The sequence below is a fragment of the Pseudomonas sp. fls2-241-R2A-110 genome (assembly GCF_030209165.1).
Lineage (GTDB): Bacteria > Pseudomonadota > Gammaproteobacteria > Pseudomonadales > Pseudomonadaceae > Aquipseudomonas.
The window spans coordinates 41,911-65,919 of the sequence record NZ_JARVSN010000030.1; the positions used below are offsets into that span (position 1 = coordinate 41,911).

Consider the following 24,009-nt stretch of genomic DNA (forward strand, 5'->3'; position numbering starts at 1 on the left):
AGGTCAGGTCTTGAGGGCTGAAAACGGCCAGAGGCAGTCAGATGCAGGTGGCATGAACGCGGAACAAGCACACCACCTGAATACCGCTAGATCAGTTAACCATTCGCCGCTCCCGGCCAGCCGGCCTGATGCAAGGCTTTGAGCAGCGTCTCACAATCCAGTCCCGGCACGGCATGGCCGTTGCCTTCGGCGGTGTCAGCGGCTAACAAGGCATTGATTATGGCTTCTTCCACCGCTTCGGTGGCGGCCAGAAACAACTCGCTGATGTGGTCGTTGTTGACCATGCTTAGGTTGTCGCTGGTCGGCGCGCGCTTACTTTCGTAAGCGGCCGGCGGCACATGATTACCGGTGGAAAAGGCGATGAAGATGTCACCGCTGTGGTCTTCATTACCACCACCGGTGCGGGCGAGACCGAGGCTGGCGCGTTGCGCCAGGCGCGTACATTGGTGCGGCAGCAACGGCGCATCGGTGGCCAGGCAAACGACTATCGAACCCATGCCCGGGTGCGGCAGCGAAGCCTTGAGGAACGGCGAGTCGGCCTGTTCCATGTAGCGTCCGACCGGGTAGCCGTCGACGCGCAATTCGTTACGGATGCCGTGGTTCGCCTGGACGATGGCGCCAACAGTCCAGCCGCCCTGAGTGCGGCTCAGACGCCGCGAAGCGGTGCCGATACCGCCCTTAAATTCGTGGCAGATCATGCCGCTGCCACCACCAACCGCGCCTTCGATAACGGGTCCACTCACCGCATTACTCAGAGCTTCGGCCACATGCTCGGATTTCACATGGAAACCATTGATGTCGTTGAGCAGGCCGTCATAGGTCTCCAGTACCACCGGCATGTTCCAGTAGAGACGGCCGTCATCCGGCTGTTGTTCACGATCCAGCACAACCAGTGCATCGCGCACCACGCCCAGGCTGTGGGTGTTGGTGAAAGCGATGGGACTGGTCAAAAGACCCGCTTCGCGAATCCACTCCAGACCGGTGGCGTCGCCGTTGCCGTTCAACACATGGACGCCCGCAAAGCACGGTTGCTGGCTGGTGGAACCAACACGTGGTTCGATGACCGTTACACCGGTCAGGACGTCGCGGCCGTTGGCGGTGCGTCCTCGCACATTACTGTGACCGACCCGTACGCCCGGCACATCGGTGATGGCATTTAGGGGACCGGATTGCAGTTGGCCGAACTGAATGTTCAGGTCGCGGGCGCGTGGCTTCATCGTGTCTTTCATGATCTCTCTCTTGTTTTGATTTGTTTCATGACTGGGGCCTGGCCAACCATCAGCAGAACCGAGTCTGCCAATCAATTGCCGGTCTTGACCGTGTTCCACGCGCGGGTTCGAATGCGCTCCATCTTCAGCGGGAGTGGTTCTAGCGGAAACAACGTGTCCAACACTTGCTTGGACGGATACACCCCTGGGTTGTCGCGGATTTTTTTCTCGACAAGCGCAGTGGCATCCTTGTTGGCATTCGGATAGCTCAGGTAGTTGGATGACTCAGCGATGACTTCGGGGCGCAACATATAGTTGATGAAGGCCAATCCTTGCTCCGGGTTCGGCGCATCGTTGAGTTGCACCAGACTCTCCACCCACACCGGGGCACCTTCGCGTGGAATGCTGTAGACAAGGTTGCGATGGTTGCCAGCCAGCTCGGAGGCTTTTTGCGCATCGGCGACACCACCCGCCCAGCCCAGCACGACGCAGATGTTGCCATTGGCTAGATCAGAGATGAATTTGGAAGAGTCGAAGTAAACGATATGGGGACGAAGTTTCAGCAGCAGTTCCTGGGCTTTTTTGTAATCGTCCGGGTTCTGGCTGTTGTATGGCAATCCAAGGTAGTGCAATGCGATGGGAATAACCTCGCTAGGAGCGTCCAGCATGGCCACACCGCATTGACTAAGTTTGGCTAGATTTTCTTCCTTGAAAATGAGGTCCCAGGAATTGACTGGCGCATCTGCGCCGAGTATCGATTTAACCTTATCCGCGTCATAGCCTATGCCTGTGGTACCCCACAGATAAGGGGCCGCATAGCTATTTCCGGGATCGTTGCTCTGCAACTTGGCGAGGATGTCGGGATCGAGATGGGACCAGTTGGGGAGCTTTGAGCGATCCAGTTTTTTCAGCACACCTGCTTTGATCAGGTTCGGTAGCAGGTCGGCACTGGCAACCACTACGTCATAGCCACTGCGGCCAGCCATCAGTTTGCTTTGCATGACGTCGCTGTTGTCGAACACATCGTACACAGCGCTGATGCCCGCTTCTTTCTGGAAGTCTTTTACCGTGTTCGGGGCAATGTAGTCATACCAGTTGTAGATATGAACACTGTGCTTTTCAGCTTCATCGGCCTCGGCGCAGACCAGGCCGAAACTGAACAGCGAGACCAGCGCGAATTGCATGTAACGAATTGGTTTCATGGGGATGCTCCAGAGCGTTAGAACCGAGTCCAGGGACACGAGCACTGCTCTTGCTAGTGTGTGAATTATTGTTGTGGCAGGGGCGAGATCGGCGTTAAAGCGGAACAATCGCTGAGGTGTGGTTAAACCCCTCGCTCCTGATTCAGGGGATGAGTAGTTCACGTCGGCCATCACCGTGCTCAATCTGCTCGCCGGTCAGGAGCAGGCGGCGGTCACTGAGGTAGTCATAGTCGTGGCGGGCGGTGCGCAACAGGTCGAGATCCAGCTCCACCACCTGCCGGCACTCTGCGCGCCCCGCTTCAAATAGCGTGCGCCCGAAGGGATCGATTGCTGCACTCCCACCGGCAAAGACGAGGCCTTCATCGCCGTCGCCGACTCGATTTACCATCACCGCGAATGCCTGGTTCTCCTGAGCGCGAGCCATAATCGCGGTGCGGTGGACAGGGCCGTAGGGATCCATGTTGCCGTTAGTGACAAGGATCAGCTCGGCGCCGAGTTGGCCGAGCGCCCGAGCACTTTCCGGCAACTCAATGTCGTAGCAAATCAGAATGCCGACACGGATGCCCTTCCAGAGCGCAGTGGCATAGCGGTCTCCCGGTTGGAACAGTCCGCGTTCCGACGGCCAAAGGTGAGTCTTGCGATAACTCAAGGCGATCCCTTGTGGGGTTACCAGCAAGGATGTGTTGTAGAAGGTGCCGGAGTCGTTCTCAGCCAGACCAACCACCACTGAGACGTTCCGTTCGCGTACGGCGCGCTGCACGGCCTGCACACTTGGCCCGTTAACGGGCTCGGCGATTTCGGCGAGCTGTTGCGCGCTGGCAAATCCCATCAACTGCGTCTCTGGAAAAATCAGCAGATCGGTATCCACTGCGCAAGTAGCGATGGCCTGTAAGGTACGCTCCAGGTTATAAGCAGTATCGCCATCGCGACCGGTAAGTTGTACAAGCTCAATCTTCATCGGTGATCCTTTCACGTGTATGTGGGCTCGCAATCGCCAAACTGAACAGCACCCGCCAGGGCTGAAATGGAGTATGGAGAGCCATAAAACGGAAAGTAATTACTTCGATGGGGTAACCCCATATGGGTAGAAACGTGAGCATTACATTGCAGGACATGGCCTGGCACCAGGCGATTGGCAGGCTCATAGAGGCACTTGACCGTCCTAATTTCTGGTTGACCCTGGTGCGTCTGTTAGATAGATACATTCCAGTGGACAGTTGGGTTGTGCTGATTTTCAGCAATGGCCGGCCGCAGGTGCTCGCAGAATGCCCAGGCAAGGATGGCGGGCCAGATCCACTCTTTCAGGATTACCTCAAAGGCCTGTATCTGCTCGACCCCTTTTACCTGGCCAACCGGGAAGCACCGCAGAACGGTTTGTTTTGGCTAGCCGACGCGGCGCCGGAGTGCTTTGAACAAACCGACTACTACCAACGCTACTTCCGCCTCAATGTCGTTGCCGACGAAGTACATATCAACGTCCAGCTCGACGCGGAACGCACCCTCAGCCTGTCGCTGGGAAATGAGTGTCTCTTCAGTGCGGAGCAGACCGCCCTGCTCACACTCATCCAGCCTTGGGTCGCCGCCCTGATGCGTCAGCGCATGGCATTCGAGCGGGAAGCGCTGGAGCAGAACACGTCGCCGACACCAAGCTGGCAGAGCTGGCTGGACTCCACTGACCAGCAGTTGGAAACGCCGCTCTCCGCCCGCGAACTGGAAGTCGGCCGGCTTATGCTCAGCGGCTGCTCGAACAAGGAGATCGCGCGCAAGCTGGCGATTTCCGCGGAGACTGTAAAGGTCCACCGCAAGCACATGTACAGCAAGCTCGGCATTAAATCTCAGTCCGAGCTGTTCTCACTGTTTTTGAACGCGCAGAGCTGAAGCCGTTGTTTCATAAAGGCTTCAGTTCCCAAGACAATCGGCATCGCCGCCACGCTTCCACATCAAGCGTTGACCATGCAGCCTAAAGATTTGGTTTGAGTCAGCCCGTATTGTCATCATGAAAAGGCGTCCCCCGGTGGGTAAAAATCAATGAAGCTGCCGTTGCCTCTGTAGCTCCCTCTTCAGCCAGGTACCCGCCGGTTGCACGCCTTCTGGACATCGCACCTCATAGGCGCGGCCACTCATGCTGCTTCTGGTGGTAGCAAGTTCGATGAAGTCTTCTGCGCTGTTCACCTTATTCTTGCCTTCGAGATAATTCAGCTTCTGCTCCAGATGCGCCCGAGCCCGGGGACCTGAGAATTCGTCCCCGTTGCGCACAAACAGACATTCACTATGCTCGACATAGTCCAGCAAGCTCTTTATCTCCAGAGTGGCTTGAGGTGTGGTTTGAGCCTGCACACTGGTCAAGATTGCGACAAGGCTGATACCCGCCGCCATCATCCATCGGCTGATGAGCCGTGCCGCTTCTCCTATCCACATACGCATGATTCATCCTCGCGCTGAAAGTGCAACGGTGGGGCCGTTAGTGGCCCCGCGCACGCGTTGCACCGTGGTAGCTTTGAAAGGCGCGCCGAAGTGCTCACCACTGACACGGCACCCGCTTCATAACGGCGTGCGACTTATCGGGAAGACACGCACATTGATGGCGTGCTCACCGACATTGCACAGGCTGCCTGCGAATGATGACGTCCCTGGTCTCATCGATCATCGAGTTCCTCACGGTGAATCCGCATATTGCCTATCTGGCGGTGTTTCTTCTGGCACTTTGCGAGTCAATCCCGATTATCGGCGCTGTCGTTCCCGGTACCGCGGTGATTCTCGCACTCAGTGCCTTGGTGCCCAGTGGCGTATTACTGCTCTGGCCGCTGCTGATCGCCGCCACGACAGGTGCCATCGTGAGCGATGGTCTTTCGTTTTGGCTCGGGCGTCGATACCACCGAGAAATTCTTGGTTTCTGGCCTTTGAACCGACACCCTGAACTGATTCAAAGCAGCGAAGCATTCTTTGAGCGTCACGGCGCCATGAGTGTGTTTTTCGCGCGCTTTGTACCGGGTGTCCGCGCCTTCATCCCGCTATTCGCCGGAATGATGGGGATGGCGGCCAGTCGATTCTATGCTGTCAATGTCACCTCGGCGTTCGCTTGGGCTTTGTCGCATATCCTCTCAGGCGTTCTCGCAGGTGCAACGTTCCGCCTTCTTGGAGCGGCTGCCAAACCCCTTGCGATCTTGTTGGTCGTTCTACTCGTGACGGGCTGGGCACTCCTGCATATCGTGCGCTGGACGTTGCGTCACGGTGTCCCTTTCTTCATCGACGCACTGCGGCGACTGCGGTCGTGCGCAGGCACCCACGACACACGGTTGAGCCGCGGCGTCACCCGATTGCTTGATCCTTCACGACCCGAAGCACGGACTCTCGCATTGTCGGCAGTGCTTCTCGTCGGTGCAGCCTGGCTCTTTTTCGGCATCCTTGAAGATGTGGTCACCGGTGACCCGTTACTGCTCGCAGACAGCGCGATATTCCACGCTCTTCAGGATCTTCGTACAGCGCCAGGTGATGCAGTAATGATCGCCATTACAGAACTCGGCGACACCCTGGTCGTGGTGGCGGTCACAACGGCTGTCTTACTGTGGCTCCTGTGGAAACGCGCCTGGCGTACAGCAACTTATTGGCTGGTAGCGATTACCGGCGCTTCGGTGCTCAACACAATCATCAAAGTCGCGTTGCATCGAGCTCGCCCCGGTGAACTTCTCTACTCTGGGTGGAGTGCATTTTCCTTCCCTAGCGGCCATAGCACGGTCAACTTCGTGTTGTACGGTTTCCTTGCTTTTCTCATCGCGCGAGAGATCCGCCCGGCATGGCGCCTGGTGGTCATTCTCGGCGCAGCAACCCTGGTATTTCTGATTGCCTTCTCGCGTCTCTACCTCGGTGCGCATTGGCTTTCCGACGTGCTCGGGGGGATGGCATTCGGGTCGGCGTGGCTGGCATTGCTCAGCCTGTCCTACCTGAAGCGCCAAGCCGGACGCATTGACTCCATGGGCTTGTTCGCCGTCGGCGGTTTGGCACTGATTCTGGCCGGCGGACTCAATGTCTATCGTAGCCATGCGACAGACAGCGATCGCTATGCCATCAAGTCAGTAGAGCCGTCCATGACCGCCACGGATTGGTGGGCGTCGGGTTGGGAACAACTGCCGGCACGGCGTATTGATCTGACTGGTGAAACGAATGAGCCGCTGACGTTCCAGTGGGCCGGTGGCCTGACGGAGTTGAGGGATGTCCTGCAGCGTAACGGGTGGCGCGACTCAGCGGCCTGGACACCGTTGAATGCCCTGAATTGGCTCTCCATCCAGACCGACTCGGCAGCGCTCCCAGTCATTCCACTTTTCGCCAGTGGTCGCCTCCCCAGTCTGACGCTCATTCGACCGAATAGTGACGGCGCGCTGACCAGCTCGCGCCTCGTGCTTCGAGTATGGGTCGTCGATTTCGAGCTCACGAACGGGCGCTCTTCAGCGCTGTGGATGGGGTCAGTTGTAGAGGAGCGTTTCTATCATCCCCTCTCCCTCGTGACGTTAACGTCGACACAGCCCGGTATGAATGCACCAAGGGGCACTCTGGCTGGCGTTTTTGACAACAGGCAACTCCTGCCTCGGCCCGAAGGAACAGCAAATGGAGATTGGGATGGCAATGTCCTGTTAGCTCGACACGGCAAGCCACAGGAAAAAATCTCCGACTGATCGCGGCGAATGCCTGGCATGGGTTTCAAACGTTGACCTCCGCGGTTTCAGGCAGCGTTTTGCGGCGTCGGCGCTCGAACCAGAGATAGACCACTGGCGTGGTGTAGAGCGTCAGTATCTGCGATACCGCCAGGCCACCGACAATCGCGATGCCCAACGGCTGACGCAACTCGGAGCCGGCACCGTGCCCGAACGCCAGCGGCACGGCCCCCAGCAAAGCAGCCAGTGAGGTCATCAGAATCGGTCGCAAGCGCAACAGACAACCTTCACGCACCGCATCCCGGGGTGACAGGCCCTGCTGCTGGGCCTGCAACGTGAAGTCGACGATCATGATCGCGTTCTTCTTGACGATACCAATCAGCAAAATGATGCCGATCATCCCCAGCACCGACAGATCCTGACCACAGAGCATCAATGCCAGCAGTGCGCCGAAACCAGCAGACGGCAAGGTCGATATGATGGTCAGCGGGTGAATCGCATTCTCGTACAGCACGCCCAGTACGATGTAGACCGTGAGGATCGCCGCCAGAATCAGCCAGGGTTGTGACTTCAATGAGTCCTGAAAAGCCTGAGCGGTGCCCTGGAAACTGCCCAGCACGGTGTCGGGCATGGCCACGGCCAGGGACGCTTGATTGATCGCGGTGACCGCTTCACTCAGGGCATGGCCGGGCGCGAGGTCGAACGACAGGGTAATGGCCGGGAACACGCCCTGGTGGTTGATGATGATCGGCACTTGTTCGGTCTTGACGCTGGCCAGCAGGTTCAGCGGCACCAGGGCGCCGGAACTTGCGCGGACAAATAAATGCTCAAGGGTGGCGGTGGACGTTTGCCAGCTCGGATCGAGTTCAAGGATCACGTGGTTCTGATCGAGCTGGGTAAACATCGTCGCAATCTGTCGCTGACCGAAGGCGTCATACAGCACGTCGTCGATGGCCTGCACCGTTACGCCCAGCCGTGCAGCCGTGGAACGGTCGATCACCAGGGTCGATTGGGCGATGGCCTGTTGCTGGTCCGACGTTACGTGCTGCAACTGCGGCAAACTCTTGAGTTTCTCCAGCAGCACACCGCTCCAGTGATCCAGTTCGACACTGTCCGGGTCTTGCAGGGTGTACTGGTATTGGGTCTTGCTGGCCCGACCACCAATCTGGATGTCCTGGTTGGCCTGCATGAACACTTTGATTCCGGATAACCGGTCGAGCGCCGGTTGCAGGCGACGGATAACGTCGGCGGCGCTGGCGGTGCGCTCGCTGAACGGCTTCAGGTTGATCATCACCTTGCCCTGACTCACGGTCGGGTTCGGGCCAATCCAGAAATACACCCGGGCCACCGCCGGGTCCTGGCCGATGATGTCGGCAGCGCGGTTGACCTGTGCACGCATCGCGATGGGTGAAATATCAGCCGCTGCTTCGGCGACACCCTGGATCAAGCCGTTGTCCTGTTGCGGGAAGAAGCCCTTGGGGATGCCGACATACAGCGCTGCCGTCGCCACCATGGTTGCGATGGCCACCGCCATGGTGATGCGCTGATGGTCCAGCACCCAATCCAGGCTACGGCGATAACCATTGTGCAAGCCTTCGAACACCCGCTCGCAAGCCTGGGCAAAGCGCCCCTCTTCATGATCGGCATGGGGTTTGAGCAGCCACGCGCAGAGCATCGGTGTGACGGTCAGGGAAACGATGCCGGACATGATAATCGCGACGCTGACGGTCACCGCAAATTCACGCATCAAGCGCCCGACAATGCCAGACATCAACAGAATCGGGAGGAACACCGCAATCAGCGACACCGTCATCGAGACAATGGTGAACGCCACCTCGCGCAAACCGTCGACCGCCGATTGCAGGCGCGACTTGCCCATCTCCAGATGCCGGACAATGTTTTCCATGACCACGATGGCATCGTCCACCACAAACCCTACGGCAATCGCCAGGCCCATGATCGACAGGTTGTCGAGGCTATAGCCCAACAAGTACATCACCCCGAACGTGGCCACCAGGGACAACGGGATGGTCAGGCTGGGAATCAGCGTTGCCGTGGCTTTGCGCAGAAACACAAAGATCACCACGACCACCAGCGCAATCGACAGCAGCAAGGTGAACTGCATGTCGTTGACCGAGGCCTCGATGGTTTGGGTACGGTCACCGACCACCTGTACCTGTACGTCTCGCGGCAACGAGGCGGTCAGCTCGGGCAGCTTGGCCTTGAGGGTGGCGATGGTCGACAGCAGGTTGAAGCCCGGCTGTTTGTGGATGTCGACGATAACCGTTGGCTCGGCACCCAATTGCGCGGCTTGTTGCGTGTCCTCGGCGCCGGCAATCACCCTACCCAGGTCACCGAGCTTGATCGGCATGCCGTTCTTATAGGCGATGACCTGATCACGATAATGCTGTGGGTCGAGCAATTGATCGGTCGCACCGAGGGTGATCGAACGGCTTTGACCATCGAGGGTGCCCTTGGGCTGATCAAGGGTGCTGACGCCGATCACACTGCGCACATCCTCCAGGGTCAGGCCACGAGCGGCCAGCGCATCGGGATCGATCTGCACCCGCACCGCCGGTTTCTGCTCTCCGTGAAAATCCACCAGGCCGACGCCGGGCATCTGCGACAAGCGCTGGGCAATGTAGTTATCGGCGTAGCGGTCCAGCTCTGGCAATGTGCGCACGGGTGAAGTCACGGCCAGTGACATCACTGTACCTTCAGCCGGATTGACCTTGTTGAAGGTCGGTGCGCTGGACATGGTCTTGGGCAGATTCGGTGTGGCCGTGTTGATTGCCGTTTGCACATCCTGCGCGGCACCATCGATGTCTCGCGACAGATCGAACTGCAATACCACCTGGGTTTTACCCGCCGCACTCGACGAGGTCATCGACGTCACTTGCGGCACGGCCGCAAAGGCGCGCTCCAAGGGCGTCGCCACCGAAGACGCCATGGTTTCGGCGCTTGCCCCAGAGAGTTTGGCGGTGACCTGAATGGTCGGGAAATCCACCGTCGGCAGCGGCGCCACAGGCAGATGAAAGTAAGCAAAGGCACCGAGCAGCAAAACCCCGATGGCCAACAGACTCAGCCCGACACGCCGTTGAATCAGTCCGGCCAGCGCATTCATTGGGCCGCCTCCGCCAAATCGGCAGCGGTTTCGGTCTTGACCGGCGTGACCTTCAGCCCCGGCGCGATGCGCGACTGGCCCTGCACCACCACGGTTTCACCAGCCGCCAGGCCCTGGCGAATCCACTGCTTGCCATCGACGACGGTGGCGGCATCGACCAGACGCGGTTGCACCCGTTGATCGGCATCCACCACATAGACGAAGTTACCCTGACGCCCCAATTGCACCGCGTCGGCCGGGACCACGGCCACGTCCTTATGCGTCTGCACCAGCAACCGCGCGCTCACCAACTCGCCCGGCCAGAGTTTCGCGGCGCCATTGTCGAATTGCGCCTTGAGCTGGATCTGGCCACTGGCGGCGGTGACCTGGCTGTCGATAAAACTCAAATGGCCGCGGGCGATTTCCTGTTGTCCATCGCGGGTCATCGCCACCACCTGCAATGCGCCTTTGGCGTTCTCTTCGAGAATTTCCGCCAGTTCATCCTGGGACACGGCGAAGGCCACGGAAATCGGGTTCATCTGGGTGATCGTCACCAGTCCGGTGGCTTCGGCGCCGTGGGCAATCGCACCGACGTCCAGCAGGCGCTGGCCGGTACGACCGGTCAACGGTGCCTTGACCTGGGTGAATTCCAGTTGCAGGCGAGCCACGTCCAGTCCCGCTTGATCGGCCTGCAAGGTGGCCTGCTGCGCGCCCAGTTGGGCGCGGTAGGTGTCGACGTCCTGGGTCGGCCCGGCCTTGGCGGCGGCCAGTTTACTGGCCCGGTCAAGGTTGACCTTCAGGTTAGCCAGTTGCGCCTGATCCTTGGCCACCAAGGCCTGTGCCTGGGCCACCTGTGCCTGATACACACGCGGGTCGATGACCGCCAGCAAGCTGCCAGCGGTGACGATCTGCCCTTCGTTGAACAGGACTTTTTGCAACTCTCCATCCACCCTCACCCGCACATTCACGCTGTTGAGCGGCTGCACATTGCCGATGGCGCTGATCCAGACGGGAAGGTCCTGACGGCTGACCTGGGTCATCTGCACCGGCACGGCGCCTGCATCGACCTTCACCGGTGCGGCATGGGCTTGCCGGGTCCATTGAAAGCCGCCGATGACAGCGGCCAGCGAGAGCACCACTGCCCCTGCGAACATAACGCGACGACGTGGGTTCAAGGCATTCATGGGTGAGCCACCTGAGCAGAAGAATTGGAAGCGAGGGTGTCCGGCGAGAAATCCCCGCCCAAGGCGCGGAACAGGCCGACGGCGGCCTGCAAATGCTGGAGGCGTACCTGCAACAGCGTGTCTTCGGCCTGGTATTGGGTGCGTTCGACGATCAGCAGTGTCTGGAAATCGGTCGAGCCGAGTCGGTAGCGAACCTGCGCCAGACGTGCGGCTTCGCGGGCAGAGTCCACGGCGGACTGATTCAGGGCGTAGCTCTTATCGAGTTCGCGGGCCGCACTGAGCTGGGTTTCAACATCCTGCAGCGCTTCGATGATCGACTCGCGATAACTCGATGCCAGCTCCTGGACATGGGCCTGGTCGAAATGCAGTTGACCCTTGAGCTGACCACCGGCAAACACCGGTTGGCTGAGCATGCCGATGGCGCTCCAGATCTGGCCGCCGGCGAGCGTATCAATGCCGCCCAGCAGATCCAGCGACAGGTTCGGTAAAAACGCGGCACGGGCCACGCCCACGTCGAAGTTGGCGGATTTCAGCCGCGCTTCGGCGGCCTGGATGTCCGGCCGCTGACGCAACAAACCAATCGGCAGGCCGGTCGAAGGCTGCGGCACTTGCAAGGTTTTCAGCCCGTTTCCTTGCAGATGAAAGCCCTCGGGCTGTGCCCCCACCAGCACAGCCAATTGGTACAACGCCAGATCCCGTTGTTGCCGCAGGGGCGGCATCGCCGCTTCAAAGGTCTGCATGGCATTGCGCTGCTGGGCGACTTCCAGATTCGACACGGCGCCCTGGCTGGCCTGGACTTCCACCAGATCCAACACCTGTCGCGCATCGTCGGCAATGGATTGGGCCAGACGCAGCCGGTCCTCCAGGGACAGCACCTCGAAGTAGCGGTCGGCGATGCTCGCGCCCAGGCTCATGCGCAGGGTTTGCGCATCAAATACCGTGGCATTGGCCAACGCATCGGCGGAGTCAGCGGCAGCGCGTTGTTTGCCCCAGAAATCCACTTCATAGGTAGCTTCGGCAAATACGCTGCGTTTTTCCGTCGAGCCGTAATTGTTCTGTCGTTGGTAATTGCCCCCCAGATTCAGCGCCGGATATTGCGCCGCTCCGGCCACCTGCGCCGAGGCGCGGGCTTCATCGATGCGGCTGACCGCCGCCTTGAGGGTGTAGTTGGAGGCTTGGCCCTGGGCGATCAATGAGTCAAGCTCGGCGCTGTGAAACTCACGCCACCACTGGCCCCCCTGAGCCGCCGAGCTGTCTGTCGGGCCATTGAACTGTTGCGCCAGGGGCAACTCGGGTTGCTGGTATTGCGGCACCATCGAGCAGCCGTCAAGCATGAGCATGCCGAACAACGTCAACGCCATGGATGAAAGACACGCAACCCGCCTGCTGCGTGCCGCCAAAGTTGATACCGACATGGGCAAGCCATCCCCCGCTAAACCTGTGTGGAGCAATCCACGAATGGGCAGAAGATAGCGAGGGGTGCCTGCCAGAGCGTTCGTCGGCAGATAAACTTTTGTTTAGCCTTGCTCCGGCGTCTCCTGAAAGCTGTAGCCGGCACCGGGAATGGTCTTGATCAGCGAATAGTCGAAACCTTCATCGAGTTTGCGCCGCAAGCGATGGATATGTTTATCGATAACGTTGTCATTGGGGTCAAAAGCGTAGTCCCAGGCGCTGTCGAGCAGCATGTCGCGGGTCACCACCTGACCGCTGTGGCGCATGAGTTTCTCAAGCAAAAGCGCCTCGCGATGCTGCAAGGCAATGACCCGGCCCCGGCGTACGGCGGTGCGTGTGGCGCAGTCGAGTTGCAGCTCACCGACTTGCAACTGTCGCGCAGGCCTCGTCGTCTGTTCGCGCCCACGCAGCAAGGCATCGAGCCGCGCCAGCACTTCGGCGAACGCGTACGGCTTGGCCAGATAATCATCGCAACCGGCCTGCAGGCCTTCAACCTTGTCGGTGGTCGACGCCTGCGCACTGAGCATCAGGATCGGCACCCGCAACTGTTTAGCTCGCAGCGCCTTGACCAGGCCGACACCGTCGAGGCCGGGCAAACGACGGTCGACGATCAGCACGTCATGGATTTGCTCCAGGGCCATGCCCAGCCCACTATTGCCATCGCTGGCGATATCGACGATGTGACCGCTTTCGCTCAACCCGCGTAGCAAGTACGCAGCGGTCTGGGCGTCATCTTCAACCACAAGAATGCGCAAGGCACCGTCTCCAGAAATCTACCTAAACTTTTATTTACCTGACGGGAACGTGGCACAGCCGCAGGCTTTGTCACACTATGCCACCTCTGCCCGATTATGTGAGCGGTTCATCTGCCATGACCCATGTTCTAGTCGTCGAGGACGACCTGCCTACCAGCCGCGAAATTGAAGCGGCGCTGTGTGACCACGGCTTCACCGTGAGCTGCGTCCACAACGGTCGCGAAGGTCTGCTCAAAGCCCTGAGTGAACCGTTCGATCTGATCGTCCTGGATCGCATGTTACCCGGCGGCCTCGACGGGCTTGGCGTACTGACCGCATTACGGGCGGCAAGTGTGAGCACCCCGGTGCTGATCCTCAGCGCCTTGAGTGCGCTGGACGAAAGGGTTCGCGGCCTGCGCGCGGGCGGTGATGATTACCTGACCAAACCCTTCGAATTCATCGAGCTGACCGCACGCCTGGATGCGCTGAACCGTCGCCGCGCCGAACCGGTCTCCGAAGCTCGGGAAACACGCTTGCGGGTCGGCAATCTGGAGGTCGACCTGTTGAGCCGGGTGGTCCGGCGTGGTGACCGGGTCATTGATCTGGTGCCCCGTGAGTACGCGTTGCTGGAACACTTGATGCGCCATGCAGGACAAGTGGTCACCCGCACCATGCTGTTCGAAGCGGTCTGGAACTACGCCTACGACGAGCGCACCAACGTCATCGAAGTCCACATGGGCCGTTTGCGTCGCAAGATCGACGACGAAAACGAACCGTCGATGATCCACACCATTCGTGGAGCCGGCTATGTCCTCCGTTCGCCTGAGTGAGATCCCGCGCACCATCAGTTTTCGCACCGGCCTGCTGTTTCTAGGACTGTTCGGCTGTTCGTTTCTGGCGCTGTTCGGTTATGTCTATTGGCAAACAGCGTTCTACCTGAAAACCGAAGCGGATACCGCGCTGTATCGCCAGGTGGAAAGCCGCAGTGCACAGGACCCCGAGTCGCAACTCAGGGAAATCCGCAATCACGCCGAGCAGGATACCGAAGCGCGCGTTCCCCATAGCCTGTTCGACGCGCAAGGCCAGTTCATTGCCGGGGCCATCCAGCAATTGCCGCCCTTCTCCGCCTACGACAAACCTCAGGAGTTCGATTGGCGCAAACCCAGTGGTCATCAGCGCCCGATACGCTTCATTGTCCATCACCTGGCCGACGGCAAGACCTTGCTGGTGGCCCAGGACATCCACGACATACGCGAATTTGACGAACTGTTGATCAAGGCACTGGTTTCAGGCGGCCTGCTGTTGCTGGTGGTAGGCCTGTTTGGCGCGTTGGTGCTGGGTTACTCGGCCCACCGGCGCCTGGACAAGGTCAGTCGCTCGATCAAGGGGATCATCGAAGGCGATTTGACCGGCCGCTTGCCAATCCAGGGCAACAACGACGACATCGACCGCCTCGCCTCGGTGGTCAATGGCATGCTCGATGAACTGGAGCGCTTGATGAACGAGGTCAAAGGCGTGTGTGACGACATCGCTCACGACCTGCGCACCCCTCTGACTCGGTTGATCGCCGGGCTGGAGCGCACCCAGCGCCGCGGTCTCGATGAAGCGCAATACGCCGCGAGCATCGACGCAGCGCTGGTCGAAGCCAAGGCGCTGCTGTTGACCTTCAAGGCCTTGCTGCGTATCTCGGAAATCGAAAACAGCGCCCGCCGCAGTCACTTCGCACCGCTGGACCTCAACCTGATCAGTGCCGACGCCACCGAGCTCTATGAGCCGTTGGCAGAAGAACGTGGCATCAGTCTCACGCTCAATGAAAGCCAGATTCCCGCCGTCATCGCCGGAGACGCACAGTTGTTGTTTGATGCACTCTGCAATCTGCTGGATAACGCCATCAAGTTCTGTCCCGACCATAGCCAGGTCAACCTGACCGTGATCGCCGATCATGGCTCGGTCGGAATTCGTGTCACAGACAACGGACCGGGCATTGCCGAAGGTGAGCGCGAAGCCGTGTTTCGTCGGTTGTACCGTGCCGAAGCGAGCCGACACACGCCAGGTAATGGCCTGGGGTTAAGCATGGTCTCAGCCGTGGCGCGCTTGCACGACCTCAAGCTGACTGTCAGTGACGCGGCGCCTGGCTGTCGCATCGAACTGCTTGGCAAGACGGGGTTGGCGGGCACATCCGCGCCCCTTGGCCTTGTCTGATTAGCCGGGCTCCTGGCGGTTTGGCTGGGCGTGGGCCGAAACACGCAACGCGATAAAACCTCCCGCCGTATTGATCTCCCCTCGCCCCCCAAAAATCCAGCCTCGCCGCCAACCTGTCGAAAAATTCATTTTGCGGAGAACAGGGCGAAAGGCCGTGAGCGTCAAGATGAGTTCAAGCCAACAAACAGTGTTGGCTCAACTCACTACTGGAGAACACTCATGAACAGCCTTAAAGCCCTTTTGATCGTGACCTTGATGACCGCCTCCGTCGCCGCAATGGCAGAGGGCGGTGGCGATACCGTGATGGACAAAATGGAAGCGGCAAGGGCGACCGCCATGATCTCGCTTCAACAGTCAGGGTCTGCCACGGCTACAGCCACTGCCAGCACCCAGAACACCTCCTCCAGTGACGTCTCGCGCTCGAATTGACCTTGTGTACGTCCCGTCACCGTTAAGAACGGTCTAGCGCGATATCGGTTAAATCATCGAGGTTCCACGGATTATGACTCGTCCAATTCCAGCGGCAGCCAACTACAGCATTGTGTTGGTTAACTACAAAACGCTTGATCTGACCAGAACCTGCCTCACGCTTCTGCAGGAGGCTCTGCGTGGGACAAATGTTCCGGTGATTGTGGTGGATAACCACTCCGACGATGCGAGCAGCGAGTACTTGCGCTCGCTGGACTGGATTGAGCTGATCGAGCGCAAGCACACAGGCCCCGAAGCCGGAAACATTGCCCATGGCCGTGCTCTGGATCTCGCTTTGGCACAGGTTGAAACCGACTATCTGTTTCTGTTGCACACCGATACCTTCATTTACGATCCGGCAGTCTTTGCCATGATGCTCGACCAATGCACGGAGCACCGCGACGTGGCCGCCGTCGGATGCCTGGAGCAACTGGATCGGGGTGTCGTTCGCTCGGCCTGGCGCCTGGCTTCACGTTTTTGCAAACACTACACCCGACGGAGTTTGCTGGCGCTCGGCGTTCAGGCAAGGGCGCCCAAGCCGTATCGAGAGGTCCACCTGAAGAGCTTTTGCACGCTGTGGAACGTGGCGTTCATCAAGCAACACGGCTTTCACTTTCAAATGGATAAACGTAATCCGGGCTATGAACTGCAGGATCGAATGACTGCCCTGGGCTACCAGGTACGTTTTATTTCACCGCAAAAGATCTTCCGTTACCTGGATCACATTCAAAGCGGCACCGTATCGGCGATGGGCGGTTATGCGCGAAGTCACCGGAGGGTCCGTATGTACGAGCAGGTGACCCAAGGGAAAACCCTGAGAGTCTGGTGAATGGATAGAACCGCATGCGCAAGTTCGAGGCAGCCTGGACTGTTGGCCACAACTTGCGCCGGTGCCTACAGACACACTCTGGGCCAGAGTGCAGTAGAAATGGCGTATTACCGTGCTTTGAAGGCAACCGGAAAACCCTGCTCGCACAGGATTCGCCAGCCTTTTGCAGTGCATCCGAGCGATTACGCTTTAGTGTTGATGAGCTCGCCGGTGATCTGCCCGTTACCATTCACAACACCAGCCGTTGGCGCTGCTGTGCTAGCGGGTTGATGTTGGTGCTTTTGCATCAAGCGCTGTGCCTGACGGTCACCATGCCCCGCCTCTTGTGCGGTTTGCGCGGCAGTCTCGGTAGCTTCTTTCAGTGCGGCTGCAACATTGCTGGCCGAGGAAGCAGTGGCCGTCGCCTGACTTTCTTTCGCCTGTGGCTGACTTTGGGTAGAACTCTGCCCATTGATAGTCACTGGATTTGATGCGGATACGGCTCCGATGGACATAGGTAACCCCTGATTGAGTGAGTTGCGCGTGCGTTCTTGGTTATTGCGATTACGTCAACAGTACCCATCAAGTCCCGGCTATCAGGACTGCCTTACTTGCCCTCCTCAATACCAACCCAAGGCAGCAGCCAGAGTAGGCGCGCAATTGTCTGGCCTCTGTCGGATCAATGTGAAAGCTTCGTGGTATTGAGTGACGACAGGGCAACTTTCCAATCCCCAAAACCCAGAGTAATGTAGTTGTTTCTACATAATGACTAGCTAACTCTACATGAACAATTGGCTAACCCTGATTCTTGGCTTGCCCACCGCCAATGCCACCGAACGCATGCGCGCCTGGCGTGCGTTGAGAGCTGCTGGTGCGGCAGTTCTGCGTGATGGTGTCTATCTGTTGCCGGACACCGACGCCTGTCGTGAAACCCTCGCCGCTGTCGAGCGCGACATCCTGGCGATCAATGGCACCGCATTTATCCTGCCCGTCGTCGATCCTGACGGGGAGCGTTTTGTCGAGTTGTTCGACCGTAGCGATGACTACAGCAAGCTACGCGCAGAGATCGAAGAGTGCCGTGGGCAGCTCAATCCTGAAAACGCATTGGCCATCACGAAACAGGTTCGCAAACTGCGCAAAACCTACGAGCAGTTGAGCAACATCGATTACTTCCCCGGCAAACCGAAAGAGCAGATTGATGCAGTCTTGCAGGAGCTTGAGATTGCCGTCAGCAGAGCCCTGTCTTCAGACGAACCGCACAGCCACAACCAACCCATCACGGTGCTCGACCGTAACGATTACCAAGGACGTGTTTGGGCAACCCGCAAGCGTCCTTGGGTTGATCGTCTTGCCTGTGCCTGGTTAATCCGCCGCTTCATTGACCCTGGCGCTAAAATCCTCTGGCTGGACACTCCACAGGACTGCCCCGCCGATGCCGTGGGGTTCGACTTCGATGACGCGGCGTTCAGTCATGTCGGCAACCGCGTGAGCTTCGAAACGTTGCAAGCCAGTTTTGCGCTTCAAGCGTCTGGCCTGGACCGCATTGCGGCTTTGGTGCATTACCTCGATGTCGGAGGCATTCAACCGGTGGAGGCTGCCGGCATCGAGCGCGTGCTCGCAGGGTTGCGTGAAACCATTCCCCATGACGACCATCTGCTGGCTGCTGCGAGCGCCATCTTCGACGGTCTGCTCGCCGTGTTTGTGAAAGAGGAACAACTCGATGAATAAGGTGGTGGCACCCATGGTTGAAGAAGAGCTGTCGAGGCCGCAAGCCGTCAGTTTGCGTGAGGCGTTCTGGTTTTGGCTGAAGCTCGGCTTCATCAGCTTCGGTGGGCCAGCGGGGCAAATTTCGATCATGCACCAAGAGTTGGTAGAGCGGCGGCGCTGGATATCCGAGCGCCGATTCCTGCATGCCCTCAACTACTGCATGTTGCTGCCCGGGCCGGAGGCCCAGCAGTTGGCAACGTACATTGGCTGGCTGATGCATCGAACCTGGGGAGGCGTGATTGCGGGGGCACTGTTTGTCCTGCCCTCATTGTTCATCCTGATCGCGCTGTCGTGGATGTATATCGCGTTCGGCGAAGTACCCGTGGTGGCCGGGCTCTTCTATGGGATCAAGCCCGCCGTGACGGCCATTGTGGTGCAGGCGGCCCATCGGATCGGCTCTCGGGCGTTGAAAAACAATTGGCTGTGGGTGATAGCGGCGGCGTCATTCACCGCCATTTTTGCGTTCAATGTTCCGTTCCCGTTGATTGTGCTGGGTGCTGCATTGATCGGTTATGTCGGCGGACGCCTGGCGCCCGAGAAGTTCAGAACCGGTGGCCATAGCGCTGCGAAAAAATCCTTCGGTCCGGCCTTGATCGATGATGACACCCCCTCCCCGGAACATGCCCGGTTCAGTTGGTCAAAACTGGCACTGCTGGCAGTGATCGCCGTCGGGCTATGGGCATTGCCGATGGGCGTTTTGACCGCAGTTTTTGGTTGGGAAGGCACCTTGACCCAAATGGGATGGTTCTTTACCAAGGCGGCATTGCTGACCTTTGGTGGCGCCTACGCGGTGCTCCCGTATGTCTACCAAGGCGCGGTCGGTCACTATGGCTGGCTAACCCCAACACAGATGATCGACGGTTTGGCGCTGGGCGAAACCACACCGGGGCCACTGATCATGGTGGTGGCCTTTGTCGGTTTTGTCGGCGCCTATGTCTCGCAGGTTTTCGGGCCCGACCAGGTGTTTCTGGCCGGGGCTGTGGCCGCCTCGCTGGTGACATGGTTCACTTTCCTGCCTTCGTTCCTGTTCATCCTCGCGGGCGGCCCGCTGGTGGAGTCGACCCACAACGAACTCAAATTTACTGCACCACTGACCGCCATTACCGCCGCAGTGGTTGGCGTGATCCTCAATCTGGCGTGCTTCTTCGGCTATCACGTGCTTTGGCCAAAGGGCTTCAACGGCAGCCTCGACTGGCCTTCAGCGTTGATCGCGATTGCTGCCGCGATTGCCCTGTTTCGCTTCAAGCGGGGCGTCATCCAAGTGTTGATGGGCTGTGCGCTCACAGGCCTGGCCGTGCATCTGCTGCGCTAGAGCACCCATAAAGGAGTTTGTGCTCTGCATAGAGGGAGATGCGCCGTTACTGTAGTATCGCCGCGCGCCGATTTTTGGATGCTGAGTGGTGATTACCCTTGCATCGCGCATCGGAATGGAGCTGTTTAATGGCTAACAAGGATATGGAATGAGTTTGCCTATAGATTTTTCTGCTGAGCAATACCTGTATCTACACCCTGACGTTAGATTGGCAGGAATCGATCCTGCAGTTCACTACTTGACGTGGGGGGTTCGAGAAGGCCGTCCTTACAAACCGAATACAGACCCGCTACTTCCTAAAGTAAAGGGAGAATTCCATTCGGATGGATTGAGGACGGTGCACAATCACGACTTCATGAGTGATCCACGTTATATCGCTGCGTATGACCGAGGCATGGAGGCCTCAGGCGCCGACTATCAATGGTACTGGCGCGTTCATCTAGGGCTTTGGGCCGCACGGACCGCAGCGAAACGCCAAGGTGATTTTGTCGAATGTGGTGTCAATTATGGCTTTCTAAGTTCAGCGATCATGAAAGACCTGGACTGGGACAGCACCGGCAAGATGTTCCATCTTCTGGACACTTACTCGGGCATCGATGACCGGTTTTTATCTGATGAAGAGAAAGACGGCGGTGTCTCTGGTAAAAGCCAGAAGTGGGTTGAAGACGGGACGTACACATCAAACATTGATGCGGTAAGAGCAAACTTCTCGGAATGGTCAAATGTAAATATCATTCAAGGCTCCATTCCTGAAACGCTGTCCCAGATCGACTCGACACAAATTGCTTACTTGCACATCGACATGAATTGCGTGCAGCCAGAAGTGGCGACCATTGAGTTTCTGTGGGATCGACTGGTGTCGGGGGCGGTCATTTTACTGGATGACTACGCCTACTTTGGCTATCAGCCGCAAAAGGACGGGATGGATCAATGGGCCGCAAAAAGGGATATTGCGATTGCCAGCCTGCCTACTGGACAAGGACTTTTGATAAAACCATAACCGGCGGCCTACACACCTGAAGATGGCCGCTACATGGGCGTTGATGTCCTTGGTAGCGGTCTTTTGAAAGCGCAGGAACGGGAATCGCCAAGTCAGGGACGATGAATGAAACGACTTGAGATTCAACGGATCGAGCACCTTCCGCCAGAGATCCTGAGCCTGGAAAAAGAGGCCATCGGGGAAGGATTCAGGTTTCTCACCCGCCTGATTGCCGAATGGAAATCCGGGGCTAATCGATTCGACGCACCAGGCGAGTGTCTGATGGCAGCGTATAGGGACCATTGCCTGATAGGCATCGGAGGCCTCTCGGTTGATCCGTATGCTCAACACGATACGGCAAGGCTTCGACGGGTATACGTTGCAGCTTCATCAAGAGGACTAAAAGTCGGACAAGCGTTGGTTGATGCGCTTGTCGAGTTCGCCTCTTATCGTTTTCGGATCGTACGCCTTTCTACTGATACACCTGAAGGAGACGCCTTCTATCGGCGTTGCGGCTTCAACCGATCAGATGATGAGCATGCCACCCATACCCTGTTTCTTGGCGACGCATGATTCAGGCAGCAATCGGCCAAATGAAGACATTCGCCGAGCCAAATGCAAGCACCCAGCAAGAACGGTCCCTCCCCTAGCTGCCCCCGAAACAACAAAGCCCAACACTAGACTGGGTTTCAAGATGAGCGTGGATCGCTTATCAAGTATTCATTGAAGGGATGAGCATGATGAGCCGAACCCGTCATATCCGCCTAATGGCGACCTATAACGAGTGGATGAACGCAAAGATTTATGAGGCAGCCAGAAGCCTGCCAGATGAAGAACTCTCAGTGGATAGGAAAGCATTCTTTGGTTCAATTCTTGGAACGTTGAACCATCTGGTGGCCGGCGACACTGTCTGGCTAAAGCGATTCGCCAAGCACCCAGCGAACTACTTGGCTTTGGGACCGATTCGGCAGCTTCCTACGCTCAAAAGCCTCGACCAGTTGCTGTTCTCGAATATCCGAGAACTTTCGGCACATCGAGAGTGGCTCGATCAGAAAATTGTCGAGTGGTCTTGCTCCATTGCAGAGTCGGATCTAGATCACACCCTCAATTACACAAGCATGAAGGGAATACCCGCTGACAGGGACTTTTATGGTTTGCTCATGCATTTCTTCAATCATCAAACGCATCACCGTGGACAAGTGACTACCTTGCTTTCACAAACGGGGGTCGACATAGGTGATACGGATCTGGTCGTCCTCATTCCATCCGAGCCCTGCGCAAAGTAGAAAAGCCCAGCTCAGCCACATGTGATCTGGTCGGCGAAACAGCGCAGCCATCCGGGCTGGTTGCCGATCCCGAGTGACGTCTAACGGCCAATAGCTGACCTTGCAGATCGGCTGCCAGAAAGCCACTTTTCCACTGCTATGCTAACAACGTCTGTTTCTACGCCAGAGACGAGCAGAATGGCAGCACTAGGCATTTCTTATTCATTGCACATCGTCAGAGGAACGCCCCGCGATGCGACACTCACTTAAGCATTCGAGACTTCGTTTTGGCTTTTTACTGACTGTTATCTCAATGGGGCTTACCGCTTGTTCCAGTAACGACAATATCAATACACCTGCCACAGCCATTGCTCGACCACCGATCGATGATAGCGAGACGTCTTCTGTACGTGTCACTACCAGCTGGATACAACACTCGCTTAGTCAAGCTGAATGCCTGAAGCACGCTCAATCAGCGCTTACAAAAGCGAGATATTTTGTTGATGCCGGAGACAGGTCCGTTTTTGGGTTTCGTCAAGGGATGACTTTTTCGATCCGCTGCGACTACGAAGGCGTTGCATTTTTAGCAGTGGCTTATCGCCACAGACCCAGTGTTGAAACGCAGGATCGGATCTTGAATGAAATAACCAGGTTATTTTAAGGACTAGTGACAGACAGCAATCGGCCAGGAGCAGCCAGTCACAACCGACGGAGAACAGCCCAAAGCGCATATTCATGACCGTCCGCTATTCTCTCCAAGCAGAGGCGTAAGTGAACGGCTCCAGCAAAATTTGTGGTTCGACCCACAACCTTAAACCGTAGGGAATTACCGTCGCGTTTGTCATCAACACCGCGGATACCGGGGCATCCAAGCATTGTGTCTTTGATAATGGGGCTTGGTAGCGAAGCCTCACTCACCTGAATTTCCACATCAGAATCATATTGCCAAATGGTCAATTTCAGTCTGACAGTACCTTGCTTGATAACGTACCGGTGTGATGGGAGCCGTTATGCAAACTTCGATGGATCATTTAGTCATCGTGGCGCCTACGCTGGAAGCGGGTGACCGCTTCGTGAGTCAGCGACTGGGTGTGGAACTTCAACCAGGCGGTTGCCATGCGCTTATGGGAACCCACAACAAACTGCTTCGGCTAGGTACACATGTCTATCTGGAAGTGATCGCGATTAACCCAGCGGCCCTGCCGGTGAATCGGCCTCGGTGGTTTGGCCTGGACGGGCTGCCAGACAATGTGCCTCCTCGGCTAGCCCATTGGGTTGCTAACGCCGACAGCTTGAAAACGCTTAGCCCGATGTTCACAGAGGTCGTCGGACAGGTGCAGCCGATGAGCCGAGGCGAATTGTGCTGGGATATTACAATTTTAGCGGACGGCGAACTGCCTTTGGAGGGGGCCGCCCCCAGCCTGATTCAATGGGGACAGCCGGTACACCCTGCAACGATGCTTGAAGAAAAAGGCTGCTCATTGCAGATGCTCGATATCTTTCATCCGGCGCCAGAGAGGATTAGCCAGTTGCTGGACGCCATGAATTTTTCCGGGCCAGTTCGACTTCACAGGTGCGAAAGCATTGAGGCGTCACGCCTGGTTTCCTCTATCGAAACTCCACGTGGCCTGAGGAATTTATAGGGCAAACATCGCGCCGCCATCCAGATGCCCAGA

General features: G+C 57.8%; 21 protein-coding genes. 12 read left to right on the forward strand and 9 right to left on the reverse strand.

Annotated features, from left to right (window positions below; all coding sequences use genetic code 11):
* Positions 1-95: 95 nt before the first annotated feature.
* The 3 genes from QRN31_RS24585 to QRN31_RS24595 all read right to left on the reverse strand — a co-directional run bounded on the left by QRN31_RS24585 (position 96) and on the right by QRN31_RS24595 (position 3,368).
* Positions 96-1,217, reverse strand: coding sequence for a DmpA family aminopeptidase (locus tag QRN31_RS24585; RefSeq protein WP_285435166.1), 1,122 nt, complete (start codon positions 1,215-1,217; stop codon positions 96-98).
* An 83-nt stretch (positions 1,218-1,300) separates the two neighbouring features.
* On the reverse strand, positions 1,301-2,410 hold the full coding sequence (locus tag QRN31_RS24590) for a polyamine ABC transporter substrate-binding protein (protein ID WP_285435092.1): 1,110 nt from the start codon (positions 2,408-2,410) through the stop codon (positions 1,301-1,303).
* A gap of 142 nt (positions 2,411-2,552) precedes the next feature.
* On the reverse strand, positions 2,553-3,368 hold the full coding sequence (locus tag QRN31_RS24595) for a carbon-nitrogen hydrolase family protein (RefSeq protein ID WP_285435093.1): 816 nt from the start codon (positions 3,366-3,368) through the stop codon (positions 2,553-2,555).
* Positions 3,369-3,502: 134 nt separating this feature from the next.
* Between QRN31_RS24595 and QRN31_RS24600 the strand changes: the two genes are divergently transcribed.
* Positions 3,503-4,288 (forward strand): helix-turn-helix transcriptional regulator, encoded by a 786-nt coding sequence (locus tag QRN31_RS24600; protein WP_285435094.1) that lies wholly within the window; start codon positions 3,503-3,505, stop codon positions 4,286-4,288.
* Positions 4,289-4,435: 147 nt separating this feature from the next.
* Here QRN31_RS24600 and QRN31_RS24605 read toward each other — a convergent pair whose 3' ends face one another.
* A complete protein-coding gene (locus QRN31_RS24605) occupies positions 4,436-4,834 on the reverse strand; it encodes a YfeK family protein (RefSeq protein WP_285435095.1) in 399 nt (132 codons plus the stop codon).
* 194 nt (positions 4,835-5,028) lie between these two features.
* Here QRN31_RS24605 and QRN31_RS24610 point away from each other — a divergent pair, with 194 nt between their 5' ends.
* Complete coding sequence (locus QRN31_RS24610) at positions 5,029-7,080, forward strand: bifunctional DedA family/phosphatase PAP2 family protein (protein WP_285435096.1); 2,052 nt, start codon at positions 5,029-5,031, stop codon at positions 7,078-7,080.
* Positions 7,081-7,105: 25 nt separating this feature from the next.
* On the opposite strand, the gene QRN31_RS24615 is transcribed toward QRN31_RS24610, so the two are convergent.
* The 4 genes from QRN31_RS24615 to QRN31_RS24630 all read right to left on the reverse strand — a co-directional run bounded on the left by QRN31_RS24615 (position 7,106) and on the right by QRN31_RS24630 (position 13,553).
* Entirely contained in the window at positions 7,106-10,183 is a 3,078-nt protein-coding gene (locus tag QRN31_RS24615; protein ID WP_285435097.1) for an efflux RND transporter permease subunit, read from the reverse strand.
* Positions 10,180-11,346, reverse strand: a complete 1,167-nt coding sequence (locus QRN31_RS24620; protein ID WP_285435098.1) for an efflux RND transporter periplasmic adaptor subunit — start codon at positions 11,344-11,346, stop codon at positions 10,180-10,182. Before QRN31_RS24620 ends, QRN31_RS24615 begins: the two co-directional genes overlap by 4 nt.
* On the reverse strand, positions 11,343-12,761 hold the full coding sequence (locus tag QRN31_RS24625) for an efflux transporter outer membrane subunit (RefSeq protein ID WP_285435099.1): 1,419 nt from the start codon (positions 12,759-12,761) through the stop codon (positions 11,343-11,345). Before QRN31_RS24625 ends, QRN31_RS24620 begins: the two co-directional genes overlap by 4 nt.
* Positions 12,762-12,863: 102 nt before the next feature.
* The gene (locus QRN31_RS24630) at positions 12,864-13,553 is read right to left on the reverse strand and encodes a response regulator transcription factor (RefSeq protein WP_285435100.1); all 690 of its coding nucleotides are present in this window, start codon (positions 13,551-13,553) and stop codon (positions 12,864-12,866) included.
* Between the two features lie 116 nt (positions 13,554-13,669).
* Between QRN31_RS24630 and QRN31_RS24635 the strand changes: the two genes are divergently transcribed.
* From QRN31_RS24635 to QRN31_RS24650, 4 genes are all read left to right on the forward strand, one after another.
* Positions 13,670-14,362, forward strand: a complete 693-nt coding sequence (locus QRN31_RS24635) for a response regulator transcription factor (RefSeq protein ID WP_208668519.1) — start codon at positions 13,670-13,672, stop codon at positions 14,360-14,362.
* A complete protein-coding gene (locus QRN31_RS24640; RefSeq protein WP_285435101.1) occupies positions 14,340-15,734 on the forward strand; it encodes a sensor histidine kinase in 1,395 nt (464 codons plus the stop codon). The genes QRN31_RS24635 and QRN31_RS24640 overlap by 23 nt, the downstream gene beginning before the upstream one ends.
* Before the next feature lie 219 nt (positions 15,735-15,953).
* Complete coding sequence (locus tag QRN31_RS24645; protein WP_285435102.1) at positions 15,954-16,163, forward strand: co-regulatory protein PtrA N-terminal domain-containing protein; 210 nt, start codon at positions 15,954-15,956, stop codon at positions 16,161-16,163.
* 73 nt (positions 16,164-16,236) lie between these two features.
* On the forward strand, positions 16,237-17,031 hold the full coding sequence (locus QRN31_RS24650) for a glycosyltransferase (protein WP_285435103.1): 795 nt from the start codon (positions 16,237-16,239) through the stop codon (positions 17,029-17,031).
* Between the two features lie 182 nt (positions 17,032-17,213).
* On the opposite strand, the gene QRN31_RS24655 is transcribed toward QRN31_RS24650, so the two are convergent.
* Positions 17,214-17,525, reverse strand: a complete 312-nt coding sequence (locus tag QRN31_RS24655; RefSeq protein ID WP_285435104.1) for a hypothetical protein — start codon at positions 17,523-17,525, stop codon at positions 17,214-17,216.
* A gap of 268 nt (positions 17,526-17,793) precedes the next feature.
* Here QRN31_RS24655 and QRN31_RS24660 point away from each other — a divergent pair, with 268 nt between their 5' ends.
* The 6 genes from QRN31_RS24660 (at position 17,794) to QRN31_RS24685 (ending at position 23,976) form a co-directional block, all read left to right on the forward strand.
* Complete coding sequence (locus QRN31_RS24660; protein ID WP_285435105.1) at positions 17,794-18,738, forward strand: chromate resistance protein ChrB domain-containing protein; 945 nt, start codon at positions 17,794-17,796, stop codon at positions 18,736-18,738.
* Positions 18,731-20,089 carry a chromate efflux transporter gene (gene chrA / locus QRN31_RS24665; protein ID WP_285435106.1) on the forward strand — a complete coding sequence of 453 codons (1,359 nt, stop codon included), beginning with the start codon at positions 18,731-18,733 and terminating at the stop codon, positions 20,087-20,089. The genes QRN31_RS24660 and chrA overlap by 8 nt, the downstream gene beginning before the upstream one ends.
* A 148-nt stretch (positions 20,090-20,237) precedes the next feature.
* On the forward strand, positions 20,238-21,089 hold the full coding sequence (locus QRN31_RS24670; RefSeq protein ID WP_285435107.1) for a class I SAM-dependent methyltransferase: 852 nt from the start codon (positions 20,238-20,240) through the stop codon (positions 21,087-21,089).
* Positions 21,090-21,194: 105 nt separating this feature from the next.
* Complete coding sequence (locus QRN31_RS24675) at positions 21,195-21,641, forward strand: GNAT family N-acetyltransferase (protein WP_285435108.1); 447 nt, start codon at positions 21,195-21,197, stop codon at positions 21,639-21,641.
* A 167-nt stretch (positions 21,642-21,808) separates the two neighbouring features.
* A complete protein-coding gene (locus QRN31_RS24680) occupies positions 21,809-22,354 on the forward strand; it encodes a DinB family protein (protein ID WP_285435109.1) in 546 nt (181 codons plus the stop codon).
* Between the two features lie 989 nt (positions 22,355-23,343).
* Positions 23,344-23,976, forward strand: a complete 633-nt coding sequence (locus QRN31_RS24685; protein WP_285435111.1) for a VOC family protein — start codon at positions 23,344-23,346, stop codon at positions 23,974-23,976.
* Positions 23,977-24,009 lie beyond the last annotated feature (33 nt).